The sequence below is a fragment of the Microbacterium pumilum genome (genome assembly GCF_039530225.1).
In the GTDB taxonomy this organism is placed as follows: Bacteria; Actinomycetota; Actinomycetes; order Actinomycetales; family Microbacteriaceae; genus Microbacterium; species Microbacterium pumilum.
The window spans coordinates 1,884,474-1,904,050 of sequence record NZ_BAAAOH010000001.1 but is presented as its reverse complement, the minus strand read 5'-3'; the positions used below and the strand labels follow the sequence as shown (position 1 = coordinate 1,904,050).

General features: G+C 69.0%; 21 protein-coding genes. 14 read left to right on the top strand and 7 right to left on the bottom strand.

Annotation, left to right across the window (positions count from 1 at the left end; all coding sequences use genetic code 11):
* Positions 1–49 precede the first annotated feature (49 nt).
* From ABD188_RS08400 to ABD188_RS08360, 9 genes are all read left to right on the top strand, one after another.
* On the top strand, positions 50–2,755 hold the full coding sequence (locus ABD188_RS08400; protein WP_344060433.1) for a cation-translocating P-type ATPase: 2,706 nt from the start codon (positions 50–52) through the stop codon (positions 2,753–2,755).
* Positions 2,756–2,825: 70 nt separating this feature from the next.
* Positions 2,826–3,938 (top strand): zinc-binding dehydrogenase, encoded by a 1,113-nt coding sequence (locus ABD188_RS08395; protein WP_344060430.1) that lies wholly within the window; start codon positions 2,826–2,828, stop codon positions 3,936–3,938.
* A 28-nt stretch (positions 3,939–3,966) separates the two neighbouring features.
* The gene (locus tag ABD188_RS08390; RefSeq protein ID WP_344060427.1) at positions 3,967–4,716 is read left to right on the top strand and encodes an SDR family oxidoreductase; all 750 of its coding nucleotides are present in this window, start codon (positions 3,967–3,969) and stop codon (positions 4,714–4,716) included.
* Positions 4,713–5,171, top strand: coding sequence for a MaoC family dehydratase (locus tag ABD188_RS08385; RefSeq protein ID WP_344060424.1), 459 nt, complete (start codon positions 4,713–4,715; stop codon positions 5,169–5,171). The genes ABD188_RS08390 and ABD188_RS08385 overlap by 4 nt, the downstream gene beginning before the upstream one ends.
* A gap of 53 nt (positions 5,172–5,224) precedes the next feature.
* Positions 5,225–5,539, top strand: a complete 315-nt coding sequence (locus ABD188_RS08380) for an ArsR/SmtB family transcription factor (protein ID WP_344060421.1) — start codon at positions 5,225–5,227, stop codon at positions 5,537–5,539.
* Positions 5,536–6,030, top strand: coding sequence for an SRPBCC family protein (locus ABD188_RS08375; RefSeq protein WP_344060418.1), 495 nt, complete (start codon positions 5,536–5,538; stop codon positions 6,028–6,030). The genes ABD188_RS08380 and ABD188_RS08375 overlap by 4 nt, the downstream gene beginning before the upstream one ends.
* The gene (locus ABD188_RS08370; RefSeq protein WP_344060415.1) at positions 6,027–6,854 is read left to right on the top strand and encodes an alpha/beta fold hydrolase; all 828 of its coding nucleotides are present in this window, start codon (positions 6,027–6,029) and stop codon (positions 6,852–6,854) included. Before ABD188_RS08375 ends, ABD188_RS08370 begins: the two co-directional genes overlap by 4 nt.
* 145 nt (positions 6,855–6,999) lie before the next feature.
* Positions 7,000–7,647, top strand: a complete 648-nt coding sequence (locus ABD188_RS08365; protein WP_344060412.1) for a QsdR family transcriptional regulator — start codon at positions 7,000–7,002, stop codon at positions 7,645–7,647.
* Positions 7,644–8,105: an acyl-CoA thioesterase gene (locus ABD188_RS08360; RefSeq protein ID WP_344060409.1), complete on the top strand. Its 462-nt coding sequence runs from the start codon at positions 7,644–7,646 to the stop codon at positions 8,103–8,105. The genes ABD188_RS08365 and ABD188_RS08360 overlap by 4 nt, the downstream gene beginning before the upstream one ends.
* Positions 8,106–8,115: 10 nt before the next feature.
* Here the strand turns inward: ABD188_RS08360 and ABD188_RS08355 are convergent, their stop codons facing one another.
* The gene (locus ABD188_RS08355) at positions 8,116–9,441 is read right to left on the bottom strand and encodes a hypothetical protein (RefSeq protein ID WP_344060406.1); all 1,326 of its coding nucleotides are present in this window, start codon (positions 9,439–9,441) and stop codon (positions 8,116–8,118) included.
* A 138-nt stretch (positions 9,442–9,579) separates the two neighbouring features.
* On the opposite strand from ABD188_RS08355, the gene ABD188_RS08350 reads away from it, so the two are divergent.
* Together ABD188_RS08350 and ABD188_RS08345 are read left to right on the top strand one after the other, a co-directional pair.
* The gene (locus tag ABD188_RS08350) at positions 9,580–10,617 is read left to right on the top strand and encodes a phosphotransferase family protein (protein ID WP_344060403.1); all 1,038 of its coding nucleotides are present in this window, start codon (positions 9,580–9,582) and stop codon (positions 10,615–10,617) included.
* Positions 10,617–11,819 (top strand): acyl-CoA dehydrogenase family protein, encoded by a 1,203-nt coding sequence (locus ABD188_RS08345; RefSeq protein ID WP_344060400.1) that lies wholly within the window; start codon positions 10,617–10,619, stop codon positions 11,817–11,819. Before ABD188_RS08350 ends, ABD188_RS08345 begins: the two co-directional genes overlap by 1 nt.
* 124 nt (positions 11,820–11,943) lie before the next feature.
* On the opposite strand, the gene ABD188_RS08340 is transcribed toward ABD188_RS08345, so the two are convergent.
* Genes ABD188_RS08340 through ABD188_RS08325 form a run of 4 tightly spaced genes read right to left on the bottom strand, consistent with a single transcriptional unit; the run spans position 11,944 to position 15,020 of the window.
* Positions 11,944–12,678 carry a glucose 1-dehydrogenase gene (locus tag ABD188_RS08340; RefSeq protein WP_344060397.1) on the bottom strand — a complete coding sequence of 245 codons (735 nt, stop codon included), beginning with the start codon at positions 12,676–12,678 and terminating at the stop codon, positions 11,944–11,946.
* On the bottom strand, positions 12,675–13,691 hold the full coding sequence (locus ABD188_RS08335) for an NADPH:quinone oxidoreductase family protein (RefSeq protein WP_344060394.1): 1,017 nt from the start codon (positions 13,689–13,691) through the stop codon (positions 12,675–12,677). Before ABD188_RS08335 ends, ABD188_RS08340 begins: the two co-directional genes overlap by 4 nt.
* Entirely contained in the window at positions 13,684–14,280 is a 597-nt protein-coding gene (locus ABD188_RS08330; protein WP_344060391.1) for a TetR/AcrR family transcriptional regulator, read from the bottom strand. Before ABD188_RS08330 ends, ABD188_RS08335 begins: the two co-directional genes overlap by 8 nt.
* Positions 14,281–14,282: 2 nt before the next feature.
* Positions 14,283–15,020: an SDR family oxidoreductase gene (locus tag ABD188_RS08325; RefSeq protein WP_344060388.1), complete on the bottom strand. Its 738-nt coding sequence runs from the start codon at positions 15,018–15,020 to the stop codon at positions 14,283–14,285.
* A gap of 182 nt (positions 15,021–15,202) precedes the next feature.
* On the opposite strand from ABD188_RS08325, the gene ABD188_RS08320 reads away from it, so the two are divergent.
* Both ABD188_RS08320 and ABD188_RS08315 read left to right on the top strand, forming a co-directional pair.
* Positions 15,203–16,426 (top strand): acyl-CoA dehydrogenase family protein, encoded by a 1,224-nt coding sequence (locus tag ABD188_RS08320; protein ID WP_344060385.1) that lies wholly within the window; start codon positions 15,203–15,205, stop codon positions 16,424–16,426.
* Positions 16,427–16,558: 132 nt separating this feature from the next.
* On the top strand, positions 16,559–16,774 hold the full coding sequence (locus tag ABD188_RS08315; protein ID WP_344060382.1) for a hypothetical protein: 216 nt from the start codon (positions 16,559–16,561) through the stop codon (positions 16,772–16,774).
* Positions 16,775–16,805: 31 nt separating this feature from the next.
* Here ABD188_RS08315 and ABD188_RS08310 read toward each other — a convergent pair whose 3' ends face one another.
* Positions 16,806–17,225, bottom strand: a complete 420-nt coding sequence (locus tag ABD188_RS08310; RefSeq protein WP_344060379.1) for a hypothetical protein — start codon at positions 17,223–17,225, stop codon at positions 16,806–16,808.
* A gap of 211 nt (positions 17,226–17,436) precedes the next feature.
* On the opposite strand from ABD188_RS08310, the gene ABD188_RS08305 reads away from it, so the two are divergent.
* Positions 17,437–18,483, top strand: a complete 1,047-nt coding sequence (locus ABD188_RS08305) for an ATP-dependent DNA ligase (RefSeq protein WP_344060376.1) — start codon at positions 17,437–17,439, stop codon at positions 18,481–18,483.
* Positions 18,484–18,541: 58 nt separating this feature from the next.
* Here ABD188_RS08305 and ligD read toward each other — a convergent pair whose 3' ends face one another.
* On the bottom strand, positions 18,542–19,570 hold the full coding sequence (gene ligD, locus ABD188_RS08300; protein ID WP_344060373.1) for a non-homologous end-joining DNA ligase: 1,029 nt from the start codon (positions 19,568–19,570) through the stop codon (positions 18,542–18,544).
* Positions 19,571–19,577: the final 7 nt, after the last annotated feature.

The following is a 19,577-nucleotide window of genomic DNA, read 5'->3' as shown; positions in this document are numbered from 1 at the left end:
ACCCGGGATGTGCTCCCCAGTGTGGTGCCCCACGGCCTATCGTGATGCCATGAGCACCGTGGAGACATCGTCGCCTGTACCCTGGTTCACGCAGGAAGCCGACGCGGTGGTGACCGCGCTCGGAACGGATCGCGACCGCGGCCTGACGCAGGCCGAGGCCGCGCGCCGCCTCGCCGAGCACGGCCCGAACGCGATCGCCGCCGAGAAGCCGCCGTCGCTCTGGCAGGTCTCGCTCAGCCAGCTCGCCGACCCGATGAACGTCATGCTCGTCATCGTCGCGGTCATCAGCCTCCTGATCGGCCAGATCAGCGTCGGCATCGTGGTCGGCGCACTCGTGATCCTGAACGTGTTCCTCGGTGCCAGCCAGGAGATGAAGGCCAAGGCCTCCGTCGACGCACTCTCGAAGATGCAGATCCCGCTGGCCAAGGTCTTCCGCGACGGCAGCCTGCTGCAGGTGCCCGCGACCGACGTCGTGCCCGGTGACATCGTCGCCATCGAGGCCGGCGACATCGTGCCCGCGGACGGGCGGATCCTGCGCTCGGCGACCCTCGAGACGCAGGAGGCCGCTCTCACCGGAGAGAGTGCGCCGATCCCGAAGGATGCCGCGACCATCCCCGACCCCGACACGACTCTCGGCGACCGGGCGAATTCGGTGTTCCAGAACACCCAGGTCACCAGAGGCACCGCGACCGTCGTGATCACCGACACCGGCATGACCACCCAGATGGGTCAGATCGCGTCGATGCTCTCGTCCGTCAAGCAGGCGAAGTCGCCGCTGCAGCGTGAACTCGACTCGCTGACCGGCGTCCTCGGCTGGATCGCCTGGGGCGCGGTGGCGGTCATCATCATCTTCGGACTGGTGCGCGACCAGCCACTCGCATCGGTGGTCCTCCTCGGCATCTCCATGGCGATCTCGGCGATCCCGACCGGCATGCCGTCGTTCGTCCAGGCCATGCTGTCGTTCGGTTCGCGTCAGCTCGCCGAGCACAACGCGGTCGTGAAGAACCTCACGGATGTCGAGACGCTCGGCGCGACATCCGCCATCAACTCCGACAAGACCGGCACGCTCACGATGAACGAGATGACGGTCGAGTCGCTCTACTTCACGGGTGAGTGGTTCACCGTCGCAGGCAACGGCTACGAGAAGACCGGTGAGATCCGCCGCGTCGCCGGCGCTCCCAACCCCGACTTCCGCAACCTCGCTCTCGGCTTGACGCTCTGCAGCGATGCCACAGTCTCCGACGACGGGGTCGTGGTCGGAGACCCGACCGAGGCTGCGCTCATCGTGCTCGCAGCGAAGATGGGCGCCGACGCCGAGCTCACCCGTGCGCAGTATCCGCGCACTGCCGAGGTGCCCTTCGACTCCGCCTACAAGTTCATGGGCACGTACCACGACCTGAGCGAGGAGGGTGTGACGCGCTCCATCCTGCTGGTCAAGGGCGGTCCGGATGTCGTCCTCGACCGGTGCTCGTCGGTGGCGACGGCAGGCGGCCCGGTGGCCATCGACAACGCGCGCCAGACGATCCTCGACGCGAACCGCGAGCTGTCCGAGCAGGGCCTGCGTGTGCTCGCGTTCGCCGTCCGCCGCTTCGAGCCGGGCGCCGCCCTTCCCGCCGATCCCATGGACGGCGTCAAGGACCTCACCCTCGTCGGGCTCGTCGGCATCATCGATCCGCTCCGCCCCTCGTCGAAGGAAGCCGTCCGCATCGCACACCAGGCCGGCATCGAGGTGCGCATGATCACCGGCGACCACGCGATCACCGCTGCCGCGATCGGCGCGAAGCTCGGCCTCGGCCCCGGTGCCGCGAGCGGTGCCGACATCCAGGCCATGACGGACGACGAGCTCAAGGCGGCTCTGCCGAACCTGCACGTCTTCGGCCGCGTGACTCCCGAAGACAAGCTGCGCCTCGCCCGGCTCATGCAGGAGACCGGCGATGTCGTCGCCATGACGGGTGACGCCGTGAACGACGCGGCCGCACTCAAGCAAGCCGACATCGGCGTCGCGATGGGCTCGGGCAGCGAGGTGACCAAGCAGGCCGGCAAGATGATCCTGGTCGACGACAACTTCGGCACGCTGGTCACCGCTGTCAAGCTCGGCCGGGCGATCTACGACAAGATCGTCAGCTACGTCCGCTACCAGATGTCGCAGCTGTTCTCACTGGTGCTGCTGTTCCTCGTGGCGAGCATCTTCGACATCAACAAAGGCGTGCCGCTCACGCCGATCATGATCCTGTTCCTCAATTTCTTCATCTCGATCTTCCCGGTCATCGTGATCCTCCTCGATCCGGTGCCGGATGGGATCATGCTCAAGCCCCCGCGCAACCCGAAGAAGACGATCGCCAACGGCGGAGCCGTCACCCTGTGGTTCGTCTACGGCGGACTGCTGTTCCTGATGACGCTCATCCCGCTCCTGCTGTACCCCGACCAGCTGAGCTCCACCGAGCCGAACGTGCCCGTGACGATGACCTTCGTGATCGCCGCGTTCGGGGCGGTGCTGGGCGGACTCGCGATGCGGCGCGATCCCGAACCAGGCCTCACGGCGCCGATCCTCGCAGCGGTGAAGTGGCTCTCGATTCCGCTGGCGCTCACGGTGGCGGCGGTCGAGATCGGCTTCCTGCAGAGACTGGTCGGAACGGTGTCGCTGACCGGCAACGAGTGGCTGATCTGCATCGGCCTCGCACTCGTCGTGCCGATCTTCGTCGAGGTCGAGAAGTGGATCCGCCGCGCGCGGATCGCGCGCCGCGCCGCGGCCTGAGAAACCTACGCCTTGGGCGTCAGAGGGCGCCGTTGTGCGAGAGCCCCATCATCGCCGACGAGGAGGTCGCGTGCGGATCACAGGAGCAGTCCTCGAGCGGTCGGGGGCACCCGCGCCGTTCGCGGCCTCGCGACCGTTCACGGTCGGCGAGATCGACCTCGATCCGCCCGCCGCCGGTGAACTTCTGGTGCGCATCGAGGCCGCCGGCGTGTGCCACTCCGACCTGAGCGTCGTAGACGGCAACCGCGTGCGACAGACGCCGATGCTCCTCGGCCATGAAGCCGCGGGGATCGTCGAGCAGGTGGGCGACGGGGTGACGGATGTCGCACTCGGCGACCGCGTCGTCATGACGTTTCTGCCGAGATGCGGCGCCTGCGCCGGCTGCGCTGCCGACGGACGCCTGCCCTGCGAGATCGGCACCGCCGCCAACAACGCCGGAACCCTGGTCGGCGGCGGCATCCGCCTGCATCGCTCGGTCGGCGGCGTCGACCAGGCGGTGCACCATCATCTCGGCGTGAGCGCATTCGCCTCGCACGCGGTGGTGAGCCGGACCTCCGTCGTGCCGGTCGATGCGGATGTGCCGCCCGACATCGCCGCGCTGCTCGGCTGTGCGGTGCTGACCGGTGGCGGCGCCGTGATCAACGCCGGGCGCCCAGAGCCCGCAGCGCCGTTGATCGTCGTCGGTCTCGGCGGCGTGGGGATGGCGGCACTCCTCGTCGCCCGCGCGCTCGGCCACGAGGTGGTCGGCGTCGACGCCGTCTCCGCGAAGCTGGATCTCGCCTGCGAACTCGGGGCATCGGCGGCATTCAGCCCGGCGGACGCCGCCGAGCGCGGCATCCGTGCGCCCGTCGTCATCGAGGCGGCAGGGTCGGCACGCGCGTTCGAGACCGCGTTCGATCTCACGTCGCCGGGTGGGACGACCGTGACCGCCGGGCTGCCGGCTCCCGAGGCCCGGGCGAGCATTTCGCCGCTGCGGCTCACCGCCGAGGCGCGAACCATCGTCGGCAGCTACCTCGGCTCCGCGGTGCCGAGCCGCGACATCCCGCGTTACGTGGAGCTCTGGCGCGCCGGACGCCTGCCGCTCGAGCGCCTGGTCTCGTCGCACATCGACCTCGAGCATCTCGACGAAGCCATGGACCGGCTGGCGGCAGGCGGCGAGCTGCGTCAGCTCATCACGTTCTGATTCCCCATTCCCCCGAAAGGACCCCCTCATGACTCGAACCGCCATCGTCACCGGCGCCGCACGCGGCATCGGTGCGGCGACCGCGACGCGGCTGGCCGCGGACGGTCACGCCGTCGCCGTGCTCGACCTCGACGAAGCGCACTGCGCCGACACCGTCGCCGCGATCACGGATGCCGGCGGCCGAGCACTCGCCGTCGGCGCGAACGTCGCGGATGCCACGGCGGTGACGGATGCCGTCGCCCGCGTCGAGGCAGAGCTCGGCGCTCCGACGATCCTGGTGAACAACGCCGGCATCATCCGCGACAACCTGCTGTTCAAGATGTCGGAGGACGATTGGGACTCGGTGCTGTCGGTGCACCTGCGCGGCGCGTTCCTCATGTCGAGGGCCGTCCAGGCGCACCAGGTCACGGCCGGGTGGGGGCGCATCGTGAACCTCTCGAGCACCTCGGCGCTCGGCAATCGCGGTCAGGCGAACTACGCCGCGGCGAAGGCCGGCATGCAGGGGCTCACCAAGACCCTGGCGATCGAGCTCGGCCGCTACGGCGTGACCGCGAACGCCGTGGCGCCTGGCTTCATCGTCACCGACATGACCAGGCAGACCGCCGAGCGGATCGGTGTCGGGATGGACGAGTTCATCGCCGCCCGCGCCGCCGAGGTCCCGGTCGGCCGCGCCGGCTACCCGGACGACATCGCCGCGGCGGTCTCGTTCTTCTGCTCCGAAGAGGCCGGCTTCGTCTCGGGCCAGGTGCTGTACGTCGCCGGAGGTCCTCGCGCATGACGATCGTCGTCGACTCTCCCACCCATCTGACGGATGCGGTCGGGCAGACCGCGACCGGCGACTGGTACGAGATCACGCAGGATCGCATCGCCGCGTTCGCCGACGCCACGGAGGACTGGCAGTGGATCCATCTCGATGCGGAGCGGGCGACATCCGGGCCCTTCGGCACGACCATCGCGCACGGCTATCTCACCCTGTCGCTGCTCCCCCGGCTCACATCGGGGCTGCTCTCGGTGGCCGGGACCGCCATGGTCGTGAACTACGGGCTCGATCGCGTGAGGTTCCTGCAGCCGGTGCCCTCCGGGTCGCGGGTGCGGGCGGTCACCGAGATCGCAGCGGTCGAATCTGCGCCGCAGGGGTACCGCGTGAGCCTGACCACGACCGTGGAGCTCGAGGGCTCGGAGCGTCCTGCGCTGGTCGCACAGACGGTCGGCCTGTTCGTCCCCGAGGCCTGACGTCGCTGAAACATCACTTGTGGTTCATATAACTGGGTGGTAGTTTGAATGGCGTGATCCAGACGCTGTCCGCCCTCGCTGAGCCGAACCGGCTCGCCATCGTCGAGCTGCTGCGCGACGGGCCGCGCTCGGTCGGCGACATCGTCGACCGGCTCGGCCTGAGTCAGCCGCTCGTCTCGAAGCACTTGAAGGTGCTCAGCGATGTCGCGATCGTGGATCGCCGCGTCGACGGCAAGCGCCGCATCTATGGGCTCGAACAGTCCCGCTTCGCCGAGCTGGATAGATGGCTCGACACCTTCGCTTCGCTGTGGGATGACCGGCTCGACCGCCTGCAGGCCCACCTCGACCGGACGGAGGCGACGTCGTGAGCGAGCTGCTGGTGTCGAAGAACCTCGAAGCGCGCGAGATCGTGCTCGAACGAGAGCTGCGCGGCTCGGTCGATGCCGTGTGGCGCAGCTGGACCACCGTCCAAGCCCTCGAGGCATGGTGGGGACCGGAAGGCTGGGTGACCACGGTTCGTGCGCTCGATGTGCGGCCGGGCGGACTGTGGCACTTCGGCATGGGAGTGCCCGGCGCAGCGCCCGACGTCTGGATTCGGGCGGTCTACAGCGAGGTCATCCACGGCTCGGTGCTCTCGTACGTCGAGGGCTTCTCCGATGAGACCGGCGCAGACCTCGATCCGGAGTCGCACGCGGTGACGGTCGAGTTCACCGGCGTCGATCCCGCCCGCACCCGCCTCGTGCTGCGCACGCGCTTCACCTCGGTCGACCGCCTCGAGCAGATCGCGGCCATGGGAATGGTCGAGGGCTGGGCGGGCGGATTCGACCGACTCGACCGATTCCTCAGGAGCAGACCATGACGATCACCGAAACCCCCACGACAGTCCGCTCGGCGGACGGAACCGAGATCGCGACCTACCGGGCAGGAGCCGGCCCGACGATCATCCTCATCGACCCGGCGTTGTCCTCCCACACCGGGTCGGCCAAGCTCTCCGCAGCGCTCGCGCGCGCGTTCTCGGTGGTGAGCTACGACCGGCGCGGCCGCGATGCCAGTGGCGACCGGCATCCGGACTCAGCTGATCCTGCGCGCGAGGTCGAAGACATCGCCGCCCTCATCGATGCCGCGGGCGGCCGCGCCCTGCTCTTCGGCACATCGTCCGGCGCGGCGCTCGCGTTGGAGGCTGCCTCCCGCCTCGGCGACCGCGTGATCGGACTCGTGGCGTACGAGCCGCCCTTCATCTGCGACGACTCCCACCCGCCGCTCGCAGCGGACCTTCCGGCACGCGTGGCCGCATCCGTTGCCGCAGGCGATCGATCGGGTGCCGTGCGGACGTTCTTCATCGAGGCGATCGGGATGCCGCGCTTCGCCGTTGCGATCATGCGGATGCTGCCGCTCTGGCGGCACGCGAAGGGTCTTGCGCACACGCTCCGCTACGACTTCGCGGTGCTGGACGGCACACAGCAGGGCGGCTCACTGCCGGTCGACCGCTGGAGCGGACTGAGCGCGCCGACGATCGTCATGGTCGGCTCGAAGAGCGAGACGTTCTTCCACCACACCGCGCGGGCGCTGGCCGATGCCCTCCCGACGGTGGAATACGAGTCCCTCGAGGGCGCCCACCACGGCTCGCCGGAGATGTCCCCCGGCTCGATCGCCGCGCGGATCATCGAGCGGTTCGGCTCCTGACTGCGTTGCCGAGTCCGGTTACGGACGGGACACGCCGCGTGCGCGCGGCGGGCGACGGCGTGTCGCGTCCGTAACCGGTGGGGTCGGGCGCAACGAAAGCGAGAACGTTGCGGGGGCGGGGTTCGGACGCGAGTAGAGTCCCGCCATGACGAGCACTGCGGCCGCATCCGCCACGATCGCGACGGTCGGGTCGGATGCTGCGCCGTCCTGGCTGTCCGAGCGACTGGCCGATGGCTCGCACCCCGACGCGCGGCGCGCGTTCAACGTCGCTCGTGACACATTCATCGCAGGTCGGCGCATCGACATGGGGTCGCTCGCTCTCTCGCTCGGCGTCGATCGCACGTCGCTCTTCCGCTGGGTGGGCAACCGTGATGCGCTCCTGAGTGAAGTGCTGTGGTCGCTCGCGGTCCCGACTTTGGTGCAGGCCGAGCATGCGAATGCCGACACCACCGGCGGCGAGCGGGTCGCCGACATCCTGACGCACTTCGTGGACGACCTGATCACGGCGGAGTACTTCCGCCAGTTCATCCGGCGCGAGCCCACCCGCGCGCTGCGGATGCTCACCACCAAAGAGAGCCCGATTCAGCGTCGCTACGTCGCGACGACCGAGTGGCTCGTGCGCCGCGAACTCGGGGACGCACCGCTCGACGGTGCGATCGACCCCGCCGGGCTGGCCTACCTGCTGGTGCGGATGTCGGAGTCCTTCACCTACGCGGACCTCATCTCGGGCGATCAGCCGAGTTCGGTGCGTGCCCGCGTCGCGTTCCGCCTGCTGCTGCGCGTCGACGCATGACCGCGGCTCCCGCGGCCGGCTCGCGCCCCGAGTTCCGCGTGCGGGTGCCGTTCGCCACGCGATGGAACGACAACGACCAGTACGGCCACGTCAACAACACCGTGTACTACGAGGCGATGGACACCGCGGTCAACTCATGGATGATCGCGGCCGCCGGCCTCGACCCCGCGGGCGGCGGCGCCATCGCGCTGTGCGCGGCATCGTCGTGCGAGTTCCGTGCCTCGGCGAGCTTCCCCGAACCGCTCGAGGTGGGCCTCGCCATCGAGCGTCTCGGCACCACGAGCGTCACGTGGTCGCTCGGCATCCTTCGAGATCGCGGTGACGGCGGCGCACCCGGCGACGACGACCCGATCGCGACAGGCCGCTTCGTGCACGTGTTCGTGGATGCCGCAACCCGGCGCCCGACGCCGGTGCCGGCATCCGTCCGCACGGCGATCGAGGAGCATCTCCTGCCCTGACCACGGGCTCTCATCCGCGAATGGCGAGTGGCGTCTCCCTGCCGTAGATGTGGATGGCGCCGGGGCCACCGGCGAAGTGCGAGCCGAGATCCGCGACCACGGTGACCGGAATGACCACGACCGTGACATCCGGCGCAACGGCGAAGTGGGCGTTCACGGCGCCCGGCGCCTGGGGGTCGGACTTCGCCGCTCCCGCAGTGATGAACGCGAGCTGCGTATGCGCGCCGTAGCCGGGATTCGCCGAGTCGACGTAGTCTGCGAAGGCGCAGTCCACTCCCGCGACCACGCCGTGCTGGCCCGTCCCCGCGTCGGCGACCGTTCCGAGCGGGTACTCGCCGTCGCAGTTGAATGCCCAGCCGCCGGCGCGGGCCGCCACGGCGGGTGGATGCAGCTGCATCCCGCACGACGGGATCACATGCAGGTCGATGCCGTGATCGGGGCTCGACCATCGATTGCGCGGCAGGCTCTTGCGCAGCCGGTGATCGGCGTGATCGAGGCAGATCTCGATCGCGATGTGCACGGGCTCGGCGGTGTTCGGCAGACGGAAGACGGAGTAAGGGTCGAATGCCGTCGACTTCACATCGCCGCCGGACGGGTCGATCACCGGATAGGCGGTCATCTGCTCGGTGATGATGGGCCGGCCCGTGACATCCCACAGCAGGAAATCCTCGTTCGAATCGAAGTACTTCTCCGTCGTCAGGACCGTGACAGGCTCACCGTTGCCGATCTGGACGGCAGCCGAGCTGATCACCAGCGCGCGGTTGCGCACTTCTACCGCAGGGTAGGCGTGGCCGTTCTTGATGAAGTTCACGAGCGAGTCCATGACCACGTCGGTGATCGGGCCCGCCGACGCGAGCCAGGCCTCGCCGAGCGCGCGCACGACATCATTGCGCGCGACCGTCGACGATCCCGCGAGCACCTCGTCGATGTCCGCCACCGCTGCGGTGACCACGGTCCCGAGCACGAACAGGAATCCGGGATACTCCAGGGCCGGCAGCGCCTCGCGCAGCACCTCGAGGATCGCGTCGGCCGGATCGGCATCCGTCGGGGTGTGCACATACGGACCCATCCGGCCGTGCCAGAAGAACTCCGGCGCGACGAAGACGTTCAGCACCGTCGGGTCGTCGTGACCGGCGAGCGCGTGCTTCGCGGTGTCGACGTCAGTCTTGAGCACGGCGGCGCGGGCGCGGATGTCGGCATCGAAGTCCGCGGACGCCGGATAAGTGCCGGCGACCATGCCGCTGCCGTCCGGGTCTCCGATCGCCACGAGTTGCGCCGGCGTCGTCGGGATGGCGTATCCGATGAATCGGACCTTGTCGTATCCGGGCTCGCTCACGGGGCAACCCTACCGACGGCCCGACAGGCGCCGTCGGGCGTCGGCGCGTACAGGGAGCCAATGGACATACCGACCATCCGGTATGCTCAAAGTCCACTAACCTCGGAAACGCGGGCCGAGCGAGAGGCAGGGTCGACGATGACCGAGGTTCCCGGGCTGGATGTCGCGGGCCTGACGACGTGGCTCGCCGACGCCCATCCCGCCCTCGCCGACCGGCCCCTCACCGCCCAGGTCATCGCCGGTGGGCGCAGCAACCTCACCTACGCCGTCGAGGGCGCCCATCTATCTCTGATCGTCCGCCGGCCGCCGCTCGGTCACGTCCTCTCGAGTGCTCACGACATGCGACGGGAGCATCGGGTCATCTCAGCCCTCGCCGACAGCGGGGTCCCGGTTCCGACCGCGGTCGACATCGTGGACGACACCGAAGCTTCGCGAGTGACCGGCACCGTGTTCTTCGTGATGGAGCGGGCGCCCGGCGAGGTGCTCGCGCACGCGGCCCAGAACGCCCGCTACTCGAGCCGCGGCATCCGCTCGCTCAGCCTCGAACTCATGGGCCATCTGGCTGCACTGCACGCCGTCGACCCCGCCGCGGTGGGCCTCGAGGACTTCGGTCGGCCCGACGGGTACCTCTTCCGCCAGCTCACCACGTGGCGCCGCCAGCTCGACGCATCGCGCTCCCGCGAGACCCCGTCGCTCGACGCGTTGCAGGAGACCCTTTCCGCGCGGATGCCGGAATCCGGCCGCTCCGCGATCGTGCACGGCGACTTTCGCCTCGACAACGCGCTCGTCGTGGGCGAAGCCGACTCGCCGCACATCTCGGCGATCCTCGACTGGGAGATGGCGACGCTCGGCGACCCGTTCGTGGACCTCGGCATCTTCGCGCTGTACTGGGACATCGCCAATCTGCCAGCGGGCTCTGCCGGTGCGGTGCCGAGTGCGGTGGACCCGGCGGCCGGCTATCCCTCGTTCGACGAGCTGGTCGAGGTGTACGCCGAAAAGGCTGGGATCGGCATCCCGGATCTTCGGTGGTATCGCGCTTTCGCCGCATACAAGCTCGCAGTCATCCTCGAGGGGATCCACTACCGCTACCAGGCCGGCGACACCGTCGGCGCCGGATTCGATCGGATGGGCGCGCTCGTCGAGCCGCTCGCCCGCAAAGGACTGGAGGTGCGCTGATGGACTTCGCGCCCGATGACAGGACGCGCGAGCTCACCGCCCGCGCCCGTGTATTCCTCGAGGAGCATGTGCTCCCGGCCGAGGAGGTGCTCGACCAGCAGCTGGCTGCGGCGCCGGATGAGTGGAGCGTGCGCCCGATCGTGCGCGACCTGCAGTCTGCGGCTCGAGATCAGGGGCTGTGGAACCTCTTCCTCCCAGGCGAGGAGGGCGCTGGACTGACGAACCTGCAGTATGCGCCCGTGGCGGAGGTCACCGGGTGGAGCCCGCGCCTCGCGCCGGCGGCCTTCAACTGCGCCGCGCCCGACACCGGCAACATGGAGGTGCTCGCCCAGTTCGGCAGCGCCGAGCAGAGAGAGCAGTGGCTCACTCCCCTCTTGCGCGCCGACATCCGCTCGTCATTCTGCATGACCGAGCCCGACACGGCCTCGTCCGATGCGACCAACATCGGCACCCGCATCCGCCGCGATGGCGACGAATACGTGATCACGGGTCGCAAGTGGTGGTCGACCGGGGCGATGAATCCGGATGCCGCGATCTTCATCGTGATGGGCAAGACCGACCCCGACGCGGATCGTCACCGGCAGCAGTCGATGATCCTCGTGCCGCGCGACACCGCCGGGGTGAGCATCGTCCGGCCGCTCACCGTGTTCGGCTACGACGACCGCGATCACGGGGGTCACGCCGAGATCGCCTTCGAAGAGGTGCGCGTGCCCGCCTCCCACTTGATCGGCGAGGAGGGATCGGGCTTCGCGATCGCCCAGGCACGCCTGGGCCCCGGACGCATCCACCACTGCATGCGGGCACTCGGCATGGGAGAGCGAGCGCTGTCGCTCATCCGCTCGCGGGCGAACGAGAGGCACGCGTTCGGTCGCACGCTCGCCGAGCAGGGCGTGATCCGCGAGTGGGCGGCCGAGTCGCGGATCCAGCTCGAGGCGCTGCGGCTCCTGGTCCTCAAGACCGCCTGGCTCATGGACACGGTCGGCAACCGGCGCGCGATGACCGAGATCCAGGCCATCAAGATCGCGGTGCCCCGCGCCGTGCAGACGATCATCGACCGCGCAATCCAGGTCTACGGGGCGGCGGGCGTGTCATCCGACACACCGCTCGCCGAACTGTATGCCGGCATCCGTTCGCTCCGCATCGCCGATGGGCCCGACGAGGTGCACCTCTCGAGCCTCGGCCGCGCCGAGCTGCGCGGCTGACCGCGGTTCCTGACCTGGCTCGCGATTCCGCCGCATCAGGACGATCGACGGATTCAGGACGATCGGCGCGACATCGACCTGAATCGGTCGATCGTCCTGCGCTCGTCGACGCGGGCGGCCGCGACTACCGGTGCGGAATGCCGGCGATCATCCCGCCGTCGACGACGAACTCCGCGCCGCTTGTGAACGCCGACGCGTCCGAGGCGAGGAACACGATGGTCCCGGCGACGTCGGACGGCTCACCCGGACGGCCGAGCGGGATGTCGAGATGGACCGGGTCGATCCTCGAGCTCATCTGCGTGCGGATGAAGCCCGGATGCACCGAGTTCACGCGGATGCCGCTCGGCCCGAGCTCGACGGCGAGCGATTGCGAGAGTCCGCGCACGCCGAACTTCGACGCCGTGTAGCCGTGCAGCCCGGGGCTGCCCCGCATCCCCTCGACCGACGAGATGTTGATGATCGAGCCGCTCCCCTGGAGCTTCATCTGCGGCACCACGGCCCGGCAGCCGAGGAAGACTCCGGTGAGGTTCACCGCGATCACCGCGTTCCACTTCTCCAGCGTGAAGTGTTCGATGGGCGCCGCATTCGCGATGCCCGCGTTGTTCACGAGCACGTCGACTGAGCCGAAGGCGTCAGTGGTGAATCGGATGACGGCATCCCACTGCTCCTCGGACGTCACATCGAGATGCACGAAACGAACCCTGTCGCCGAGCGACCCGGCGAGTGCTGCACCCTCGTCATCGAGGATGTCCGCGACGACCACCCTGCCTCCCGCGGTGTGCAGCGCGCGGACGTACGCCTCGCCGATCCCACGGGCTCCGCCGGTGACGATCGCCACCCGGCCGTCGAGGTCGATCACGACGCGACCTGGATGACGACGCGTCCGACGGTGGATCCTGCCGCCAGAGCAGTCAGTGCATCAGGGGCAGCCTCGAACCGCACGACGTGGTCGACGACCGGCCGAACGACTCCCTCGTCCGCGAGCCGTGTCAGCTCCTGCCGTGCGACGGCGATCAGGTCGGGCCGCATGCCGGGATACAGCCCCCAGTGCAGTCCGACGACCGAGTAGTTCTTCACGAGCACATGCCCCGCGGGCAGGGTCTGGATCGTGCCGCCGGCGAAGCCGACCACGATGATCCGGCCCTCGAACGCGATGCACTTGGTCGACGCGTCGAATGCCTCGCCCCCGACCGGATCGAACACGACGTCGGCGCCGTGGCCACTCGTGGCCGCCTTCACACCGCCGACGATGTCGTCGGCGCCGCGCACCAGCACGACCTCGGCTCCGGCATCCTTCGCGACCCGCGCCTTGGCGTCGGAGCCGACCACGCCGATCACGCGTGCTCCGGCCGCCGCGCCGAGCTGCACCGCGGCGAGGCCCACCCCTCCCGCGGCGGCGTGGATGAGCATCCACTCGCCCTGCTGCAGTGCGGCCCGGCGGTGCAGTTCGAACCAGGCGGTCTGGTACGCCACGGTCAACCCGGAGGCCTCGACATCGCTCAGCGACGAGGGCGCCGCCCATACGTCGGATGCCGGCAGCACGGTGTACTCCGAGAGCACGCCGATCTTCGACCCGACCACGCGATCGCCGACGATGAAGTCCGTCGCGCCCTCGCCGAGCGACGCGACGCGACCTGCGAACTCGATTCCGGGCACGAATGGCAGCTCGGGCCGCACCTGGTATCGACCCCGGGCGAGCAGCACATCGGGAAAGTTCGCCGCCACCGCGCTCACGCGCACCAGCACCTCGCCGGGCGCGGGTTGCGGCACCGGAAGCACATCGAGGCTCAGTGCCTCGGCCGGCTCGCCCAGCGCCGTCACACGCCAGGCGCGCATCGACTCCGGCGGGTCCGAGGGCAGCGGCTCAGGCATCCTTCGCGCCCTTCAGCCCGGTGATGAAGAGGTCCGTGATCTGCTCGGCCACGAGAGTCGGCTCCTCCGGCCCGTCGGGGTCGTACCAATGAGACAGATAGTGGATGTCGCTGAAGAAGTTCGCGATCAGCACCGCCCGCGGGATATCGGTGCGGTAGAGACCCTCGTCCTGCCCGCGCTGGATGAGCGCGGCGAATTCGTCGTGATACTCGCGCCGCCTCCGCACGACCTCCTGCTGACGGGGCTGGCTCAGCATGTGCTGACTGCGGAAGAACACCGTGCCCTCAGCGAGGAACTCGATCGAGGTCTCGACGACGTCGACGCAGGCTGCGCGCAGGATCACATCGACCGATCCGGTGCGCGCGATGATGTCGTCGAGGTGCGACTTCTGAAGCGAGAGCATCCGATCGTAGATCGCGAAGAGCAGGTCGTCCTTCGACTCGAAGTAGTGGTACATCGCCCCTTTGGTGACGCCGGCGGCGTCGACGATCTGCTGAACGCTCGTGTTCGCGTACCCCTGAGCCGCGAAGAGCCGAACCGCCGCCTCGGTGACGTCGTCGACGACGTTGGTCTCCTTCGTGCGAGCCATCCTCATCCGATCGAACGCATGCTTGCACCGCCGTCGATCACGACCGTCTGGCCGGTGATCCAGGCGGCGTCCTCCGACAGCAGGAAAGCCACAGGACCGGCGACGTCGACGGGTTCGCCCAGGCGCGCGAGCGGGTAACCCGCCGCGACCTCCCCTTCGCGCCCTTCGTAGAGCGCCCGCGCGAACGCGGTCTTGATCACTGCGGGCGCGACTGCGTTGACCCGGATGCCCGGCGCGAGCTCGGCCGCGAGCTGGATCGTGAGGTTCACAATGGCGGCCTTCGAGACCCCGTAGAACGCGATGCCGGGAGCGGCGCTCAGCGCACTGATCGACGACAGGTTCACGACGGAGTCGCTGAGGCCCGCGGCGACGGCATCCCGCGTCCACTCGAGCGTCCCGAGCACGTTGACCGCGAGGATCTTGTGCGCGATCGCCGGGTCGATGTCGAGCACCGGGCCATACGCCGGGTTGATGCCGGCGTTGTTGACGAGGTGGTCGATCCGGCCATGCCGATCCTCGATATGGGCGAAGACCGCGTCGCGATGATCTGCGTCATCCGCCTTGCCCGAGAGGGCGGATGCCCGTGGCCCGAGCTCCGCGAGCGCCGCGTCGAGCGACTCCTGCTTGCGTCCGGTGATGACGACGGATGCACCCTCATCGACGAGCCGCCGCGCGATGGCGAAGCCGATCCCCCGGCTGCCGCCTGTGATGAGGGCGACCTTGTCCGCAAACCTCTGCACGCGCACTCCTTCGTGTCAGCCCTGAGGGGCATACCGGCCAGTCGGTTTTGCCACACGCTACCACGTCGCGTATTCGGACCGCCGCGTGCAACCCGAGTGGCACTGCGTTCCACGATGCACGGTACTGAGTCCCGTCGCGCTACCCTGGAGACGTACGCGCACCGACCCCGAGAGCAGCACTCATGAGCTTCACCCCCATCCCCGGCCAGCGTGTCGAGGGGTACGACCTCACCGACCGCCTCGACACGGACTTCTACGCGGTGTTCCGCGACATCCCGAATGCCGACCGCGAAGCGTGGGATCGTGCGAAAACGTTCGCCGACGAGGTGATCCCGGTCATCGACGACTACTGGGACCGCGGCGAATACAACCTCGACTTCGCACGGCGCATCGGCGAGCTGGATCTGTTCACGGACGGCATCGACCACGAGGGGATCACGCACCTGTCACCGCTCGCCGCGGGCCTCGTCAACATGGAGATCTCGCGTGGTGACGGGTCGATGGGCACCATCCTCGCGGTGCAGGGCGGCCTTGCGCTGCGCACGCTCGCGCTGTTCGGCAGCGACCAGCAGAAGGGGCGGTACCTCGAGCCCGTCGCGCGGGGCGAGGTGCTCGCATCCTTCGCCCTCACCGAGCCCGACCACGGTTCGGACTCGGTGTCACTCGAGACCGAGGCTGTCCAGGTGGGCGACGAGTGGGTGCTCAACGGTGCCAAGAAGTGGATCGGCAACGGTGCGTCCGGCGGGATCACGTTCGTCTGGGCGCGCGTGCCGACGGATGACGGCCGCGGCGCGGTGCGCTGCTTCCTGGTGCCGCAGGAGACGCCCGGGTACGAGGGACGACCGATCCTCGGCAAGGCATCGCTGCGTGCCATCCATCAGGCGCACATCACCCTGACCGACGTACGGCTTCCGGCGGAGGCGGCCCTGCCGGGTGCGAAAACCTTCAAGGATGCCTCGACCGTGCTCTACGCGACCCGCTCAGGTGTCGCGTGGTCGGCGCTCGGTCACGCGACCGCCTGCTACGAGTCCGCACTGTCGTACGCGAAGCAGCGCGTGCAGTTCGGCAAGCCGCTCATCGGCTTCCAGATGGTGCAGGAGCGGCTGACGCAGATGCTCGACGAGCTGACCGGCATGCAGCTGTTCTGCCGCCGCCTCGCCGACCTCGAGCAGGCGGGCCAGCTGCTGCCGACGCAGGCGTCGCTCGCGAAGTACCACAACACGCGCGCCGCGCGCCGGGTCGCCTCCGTCGCACGCGACATGCTCGGCGGCAACGGCATCCTGCTCGAGCACCGCGTGATGCGTCACATGGCCGACATCGAATCCATCCACACTTACGAGGGCACCGAGAGCGTGCAGGCGCTGCTCATCGGCCGCGATATCACGGGAGTCGGCGCCTTCGCCTGAGCCTCGAGGCCCCCTGAGCGCCTAAGGCACCTCCGGCCAGAAGATAAGGCATTCGTCCGATGAGGGCGGACCGCCTTGGCGAGCAGAGTCGTACCTGTCCGAAGCCGTGAACGGCACAGACAGGAGATCGAAATGGATGTCGCAACCTACAGCGCTCTGATGGTGACCACCCTTCGCCAGACCGAGCAGCAGCGCGAACGCGAGCTGCGGTCGAGTCACGCCGAACGCTACGCCGCCCTGGGAGCAGCCCAGCCGGAACCGAATGACACCTCGGTGTGGCACCGTCTGTGGAATCGGCGTCCCGGCGCTCACCGTACCGCGTACACGCTCGCCGGGCCGTCCGCGTGAGAAGACGGGTGGCGGCGAGAGTCGGCACCCGTCAGGCAGCGTCGCGGCGGCGCCGCAGCCGCCGTCGCGGCCTCCGGATGCCGGTTCGCTCGGTGATCCGGTAGCAGACGGCCGCGACGGCATAGAAGAGCACGTCGGCGACAAGTTTGCCGGCGAGCAGGCCCCACACGGGGTCGACGATCAGCACGACACCCGCCATCATGAGCGTCGGCCGAAGGAAGAAGGTGTCGGTGATCTCCGCGACACCGAACTCGGCGAGCAGGAGCGCCAGCGAACGCGTGAGCGCGCGAGGGAGGCGACCGCGACCGCGACCGAGCAGCGCAAGCTGTTCCCGCAGGACTGTGAGGACCAGCACACCGTAGAAGCCGACCGTCGCCCCCGCGATGGCGGCGATGGCGAGAAGCGGCGGCCATTCGGTGAATCGTGCGGCGATCGTGCTTGCGACGAGCATGGTGGCAAGGCACGCGGCTTCGGCCGGTCCGTAGCGCCGGATCCAGAACCGAGCGCGAGGGAGCACCCCGGTCCGCGCCGAGGATGCGCGGCGGGTCCGTCGCTCGGGAGCCTCCAAGAGTGTCGTCACACAGGGAGGAGCACCCCCGGCACGGTGAGATACACGGTCTCCGTCGCTCGCGCGCGTCGGCGGCCGACGGCAGGATGGTCGCATGCCCTACGAGATCCCCGCGCCGATGCTCGCAAAGTCCGTTCCCGCGGTGCCCGACCCGTCGAAGACGCCGGGCGGCCTCAGCTTCGAGCCGAAATGGGACGGGTTCCGTGCGCTCGTGTCGTGGGACGGCACGGATGTCGAGATCGGCAGCCGCGGGGCGAAGCCGCTGACCCGCTACTTTCCCGAGCTCGTCGAGGCCTTCGCCCGGCTGCTCCCCGAACCGTGCCTCATCGACGGCGAGATCGTGGTGCCCAAGGGCGAGCCGGGGGCGCAGCGGCTCGACTGGGAGTCGCTCACGCAGCGCATCCACCCCGCGGCATCCCGCGTGAACATGCTCGCCGAGACGACACCAGCCATGTTCATCGCGTTCGATCTGCTCGCGCGCGGTGAGCGCGACCTGCAGCCCGAGCCGTTCGAGGTGCGGCGAGCAGAACTCGTCGACCTGCTCGGAGGGGTTCCGCATCCGGTGCACGTCACGCGGACGACGGATGACCCCGCACTCGCCGAGCGCTGGCTCGCGGAGTTCGAGGGAGCGGGGCTCGACGGTGTGGTGGCGAAGCCGCTCTCGCAGCCGTACGCGCCGAACAAGCGCACCATGTTCAAGATCAAGCACGCTCGCACCGCCGATGTCGTCGCGATGGGATACCGCATCCACAGGTCCGGCGAGGGCGTCGGCTCGCTGCTGGTGGGCCTTTACTCCGAGGACGGACAGCTCTACCCGGTCGGCGGTGTCGCGGCATGGAGCAACCGACGCCGGCTCGAACTCATCGACGAGCTCGCACCCCTGGTGCGGCGGGATGAAGACGGCGAGGCGCTGAAGGGCGAGGGCGAGAAGTCGCGTTTCGCGCCGTCACGCCAGGATTCGTCGTTCGTCAAGCTCCGCCCCGAGCGCGTGCTCGAAGTGCGCTACGACCAACTCGAGGGCTGGCGCTTCCGGCACACTGTGCAGTTCGAGCGCTGGCGCCCGGACCGCGAGCCGGAGTCGTGCACGTATGAGCAGATCGAGACGGCGTCGGCCTACGACCTGGGCGGCGTGCTCGACTGACGCCCTTCGGTCGTTGAGCGAGCGATGCGAGACGAAACGCCTGGGCGCACCCCCGCGGTCAAGTCCAGTTCTCGGGGTTGATCCGGCTGGGCTGCACGCGGGGCGGCTCGCCCGGCATCTTCGGGAAGTCGGGCGGGAACGGCAGTTCGCCGACGCCGTCCGAAAGGTCGCGCTCCCACCACTCCAGCAGCGTGTCGATGCGTCCGGGCTTCGCCAGCAGGTCCGCCCACGGGTCGCCCACGTCGGCCAGGCGCTGCGGCACGGAGCGCACGGTGAATGCGGCGGGATCGGCATCCGCCACGTCATCCCAGGCGAGCGGCGTCGACACCGTCGCACCGGGCAGGGCGCGAGGACTGTACGCGCCGGCCATCGTGCGATCGCGATTGGCCTGGTTGAAGTCGATGAAGATGCGGTCGCCGCGCTCTTCCTTCCACCAGTTCATCGTGACCTTTTCGGGCATCCGCCGTTCTAGTTCACGACCCGCCGCGATCACGGCGTGACGTACATCGAGGAACTCGTGCGCCGGCTCGATGGGGCAGAACAGATGCAGTCCGCGATTGCCGCTCGTCTTGATGAACGTCGTCAGCCCCGCCTCGGCGAGCACGTCGCGCATGGCGGGCGCCACAGCCGCAGCCTCGGCGAAACCGGTGCTGCCGTGGGGGTCGAGGTCGATGCGCAGCTCGACCGGGTTGTCGGTGTTCGATGCGAGCGAGGCCCAGGGGTGGAAGACGATCGTGTTCATCTGCACCGCCCAGACCGCGGTCGCGATCTCGGTCAGGATGAGCTGCGGATGCCGCCGCCCGCTGTTGTACGTGACGGTCTGGGCTTCGACGAACGACGGTGCTCCTTTGGGCGGGTTCTTCGAGTAGAACCGCTCACCGTCGACCCCCTCGGGGAATCGCTCGAGCGACACCGGACGATCGCCGTTCGCGGAGATGAACGGGCCCGAGACCGCGAGGAGATACTCCGCGAGCTCGTGCTTGGTGATGCCGAGATCCGGCCAGAGCACGCGGTTCGGGCTGGACAGCCCGATCTCGCGGTCTCCGTCCGGACCGGGGACGGTCAGGGTGATGCGCTCCGACGCCATGCCGGGA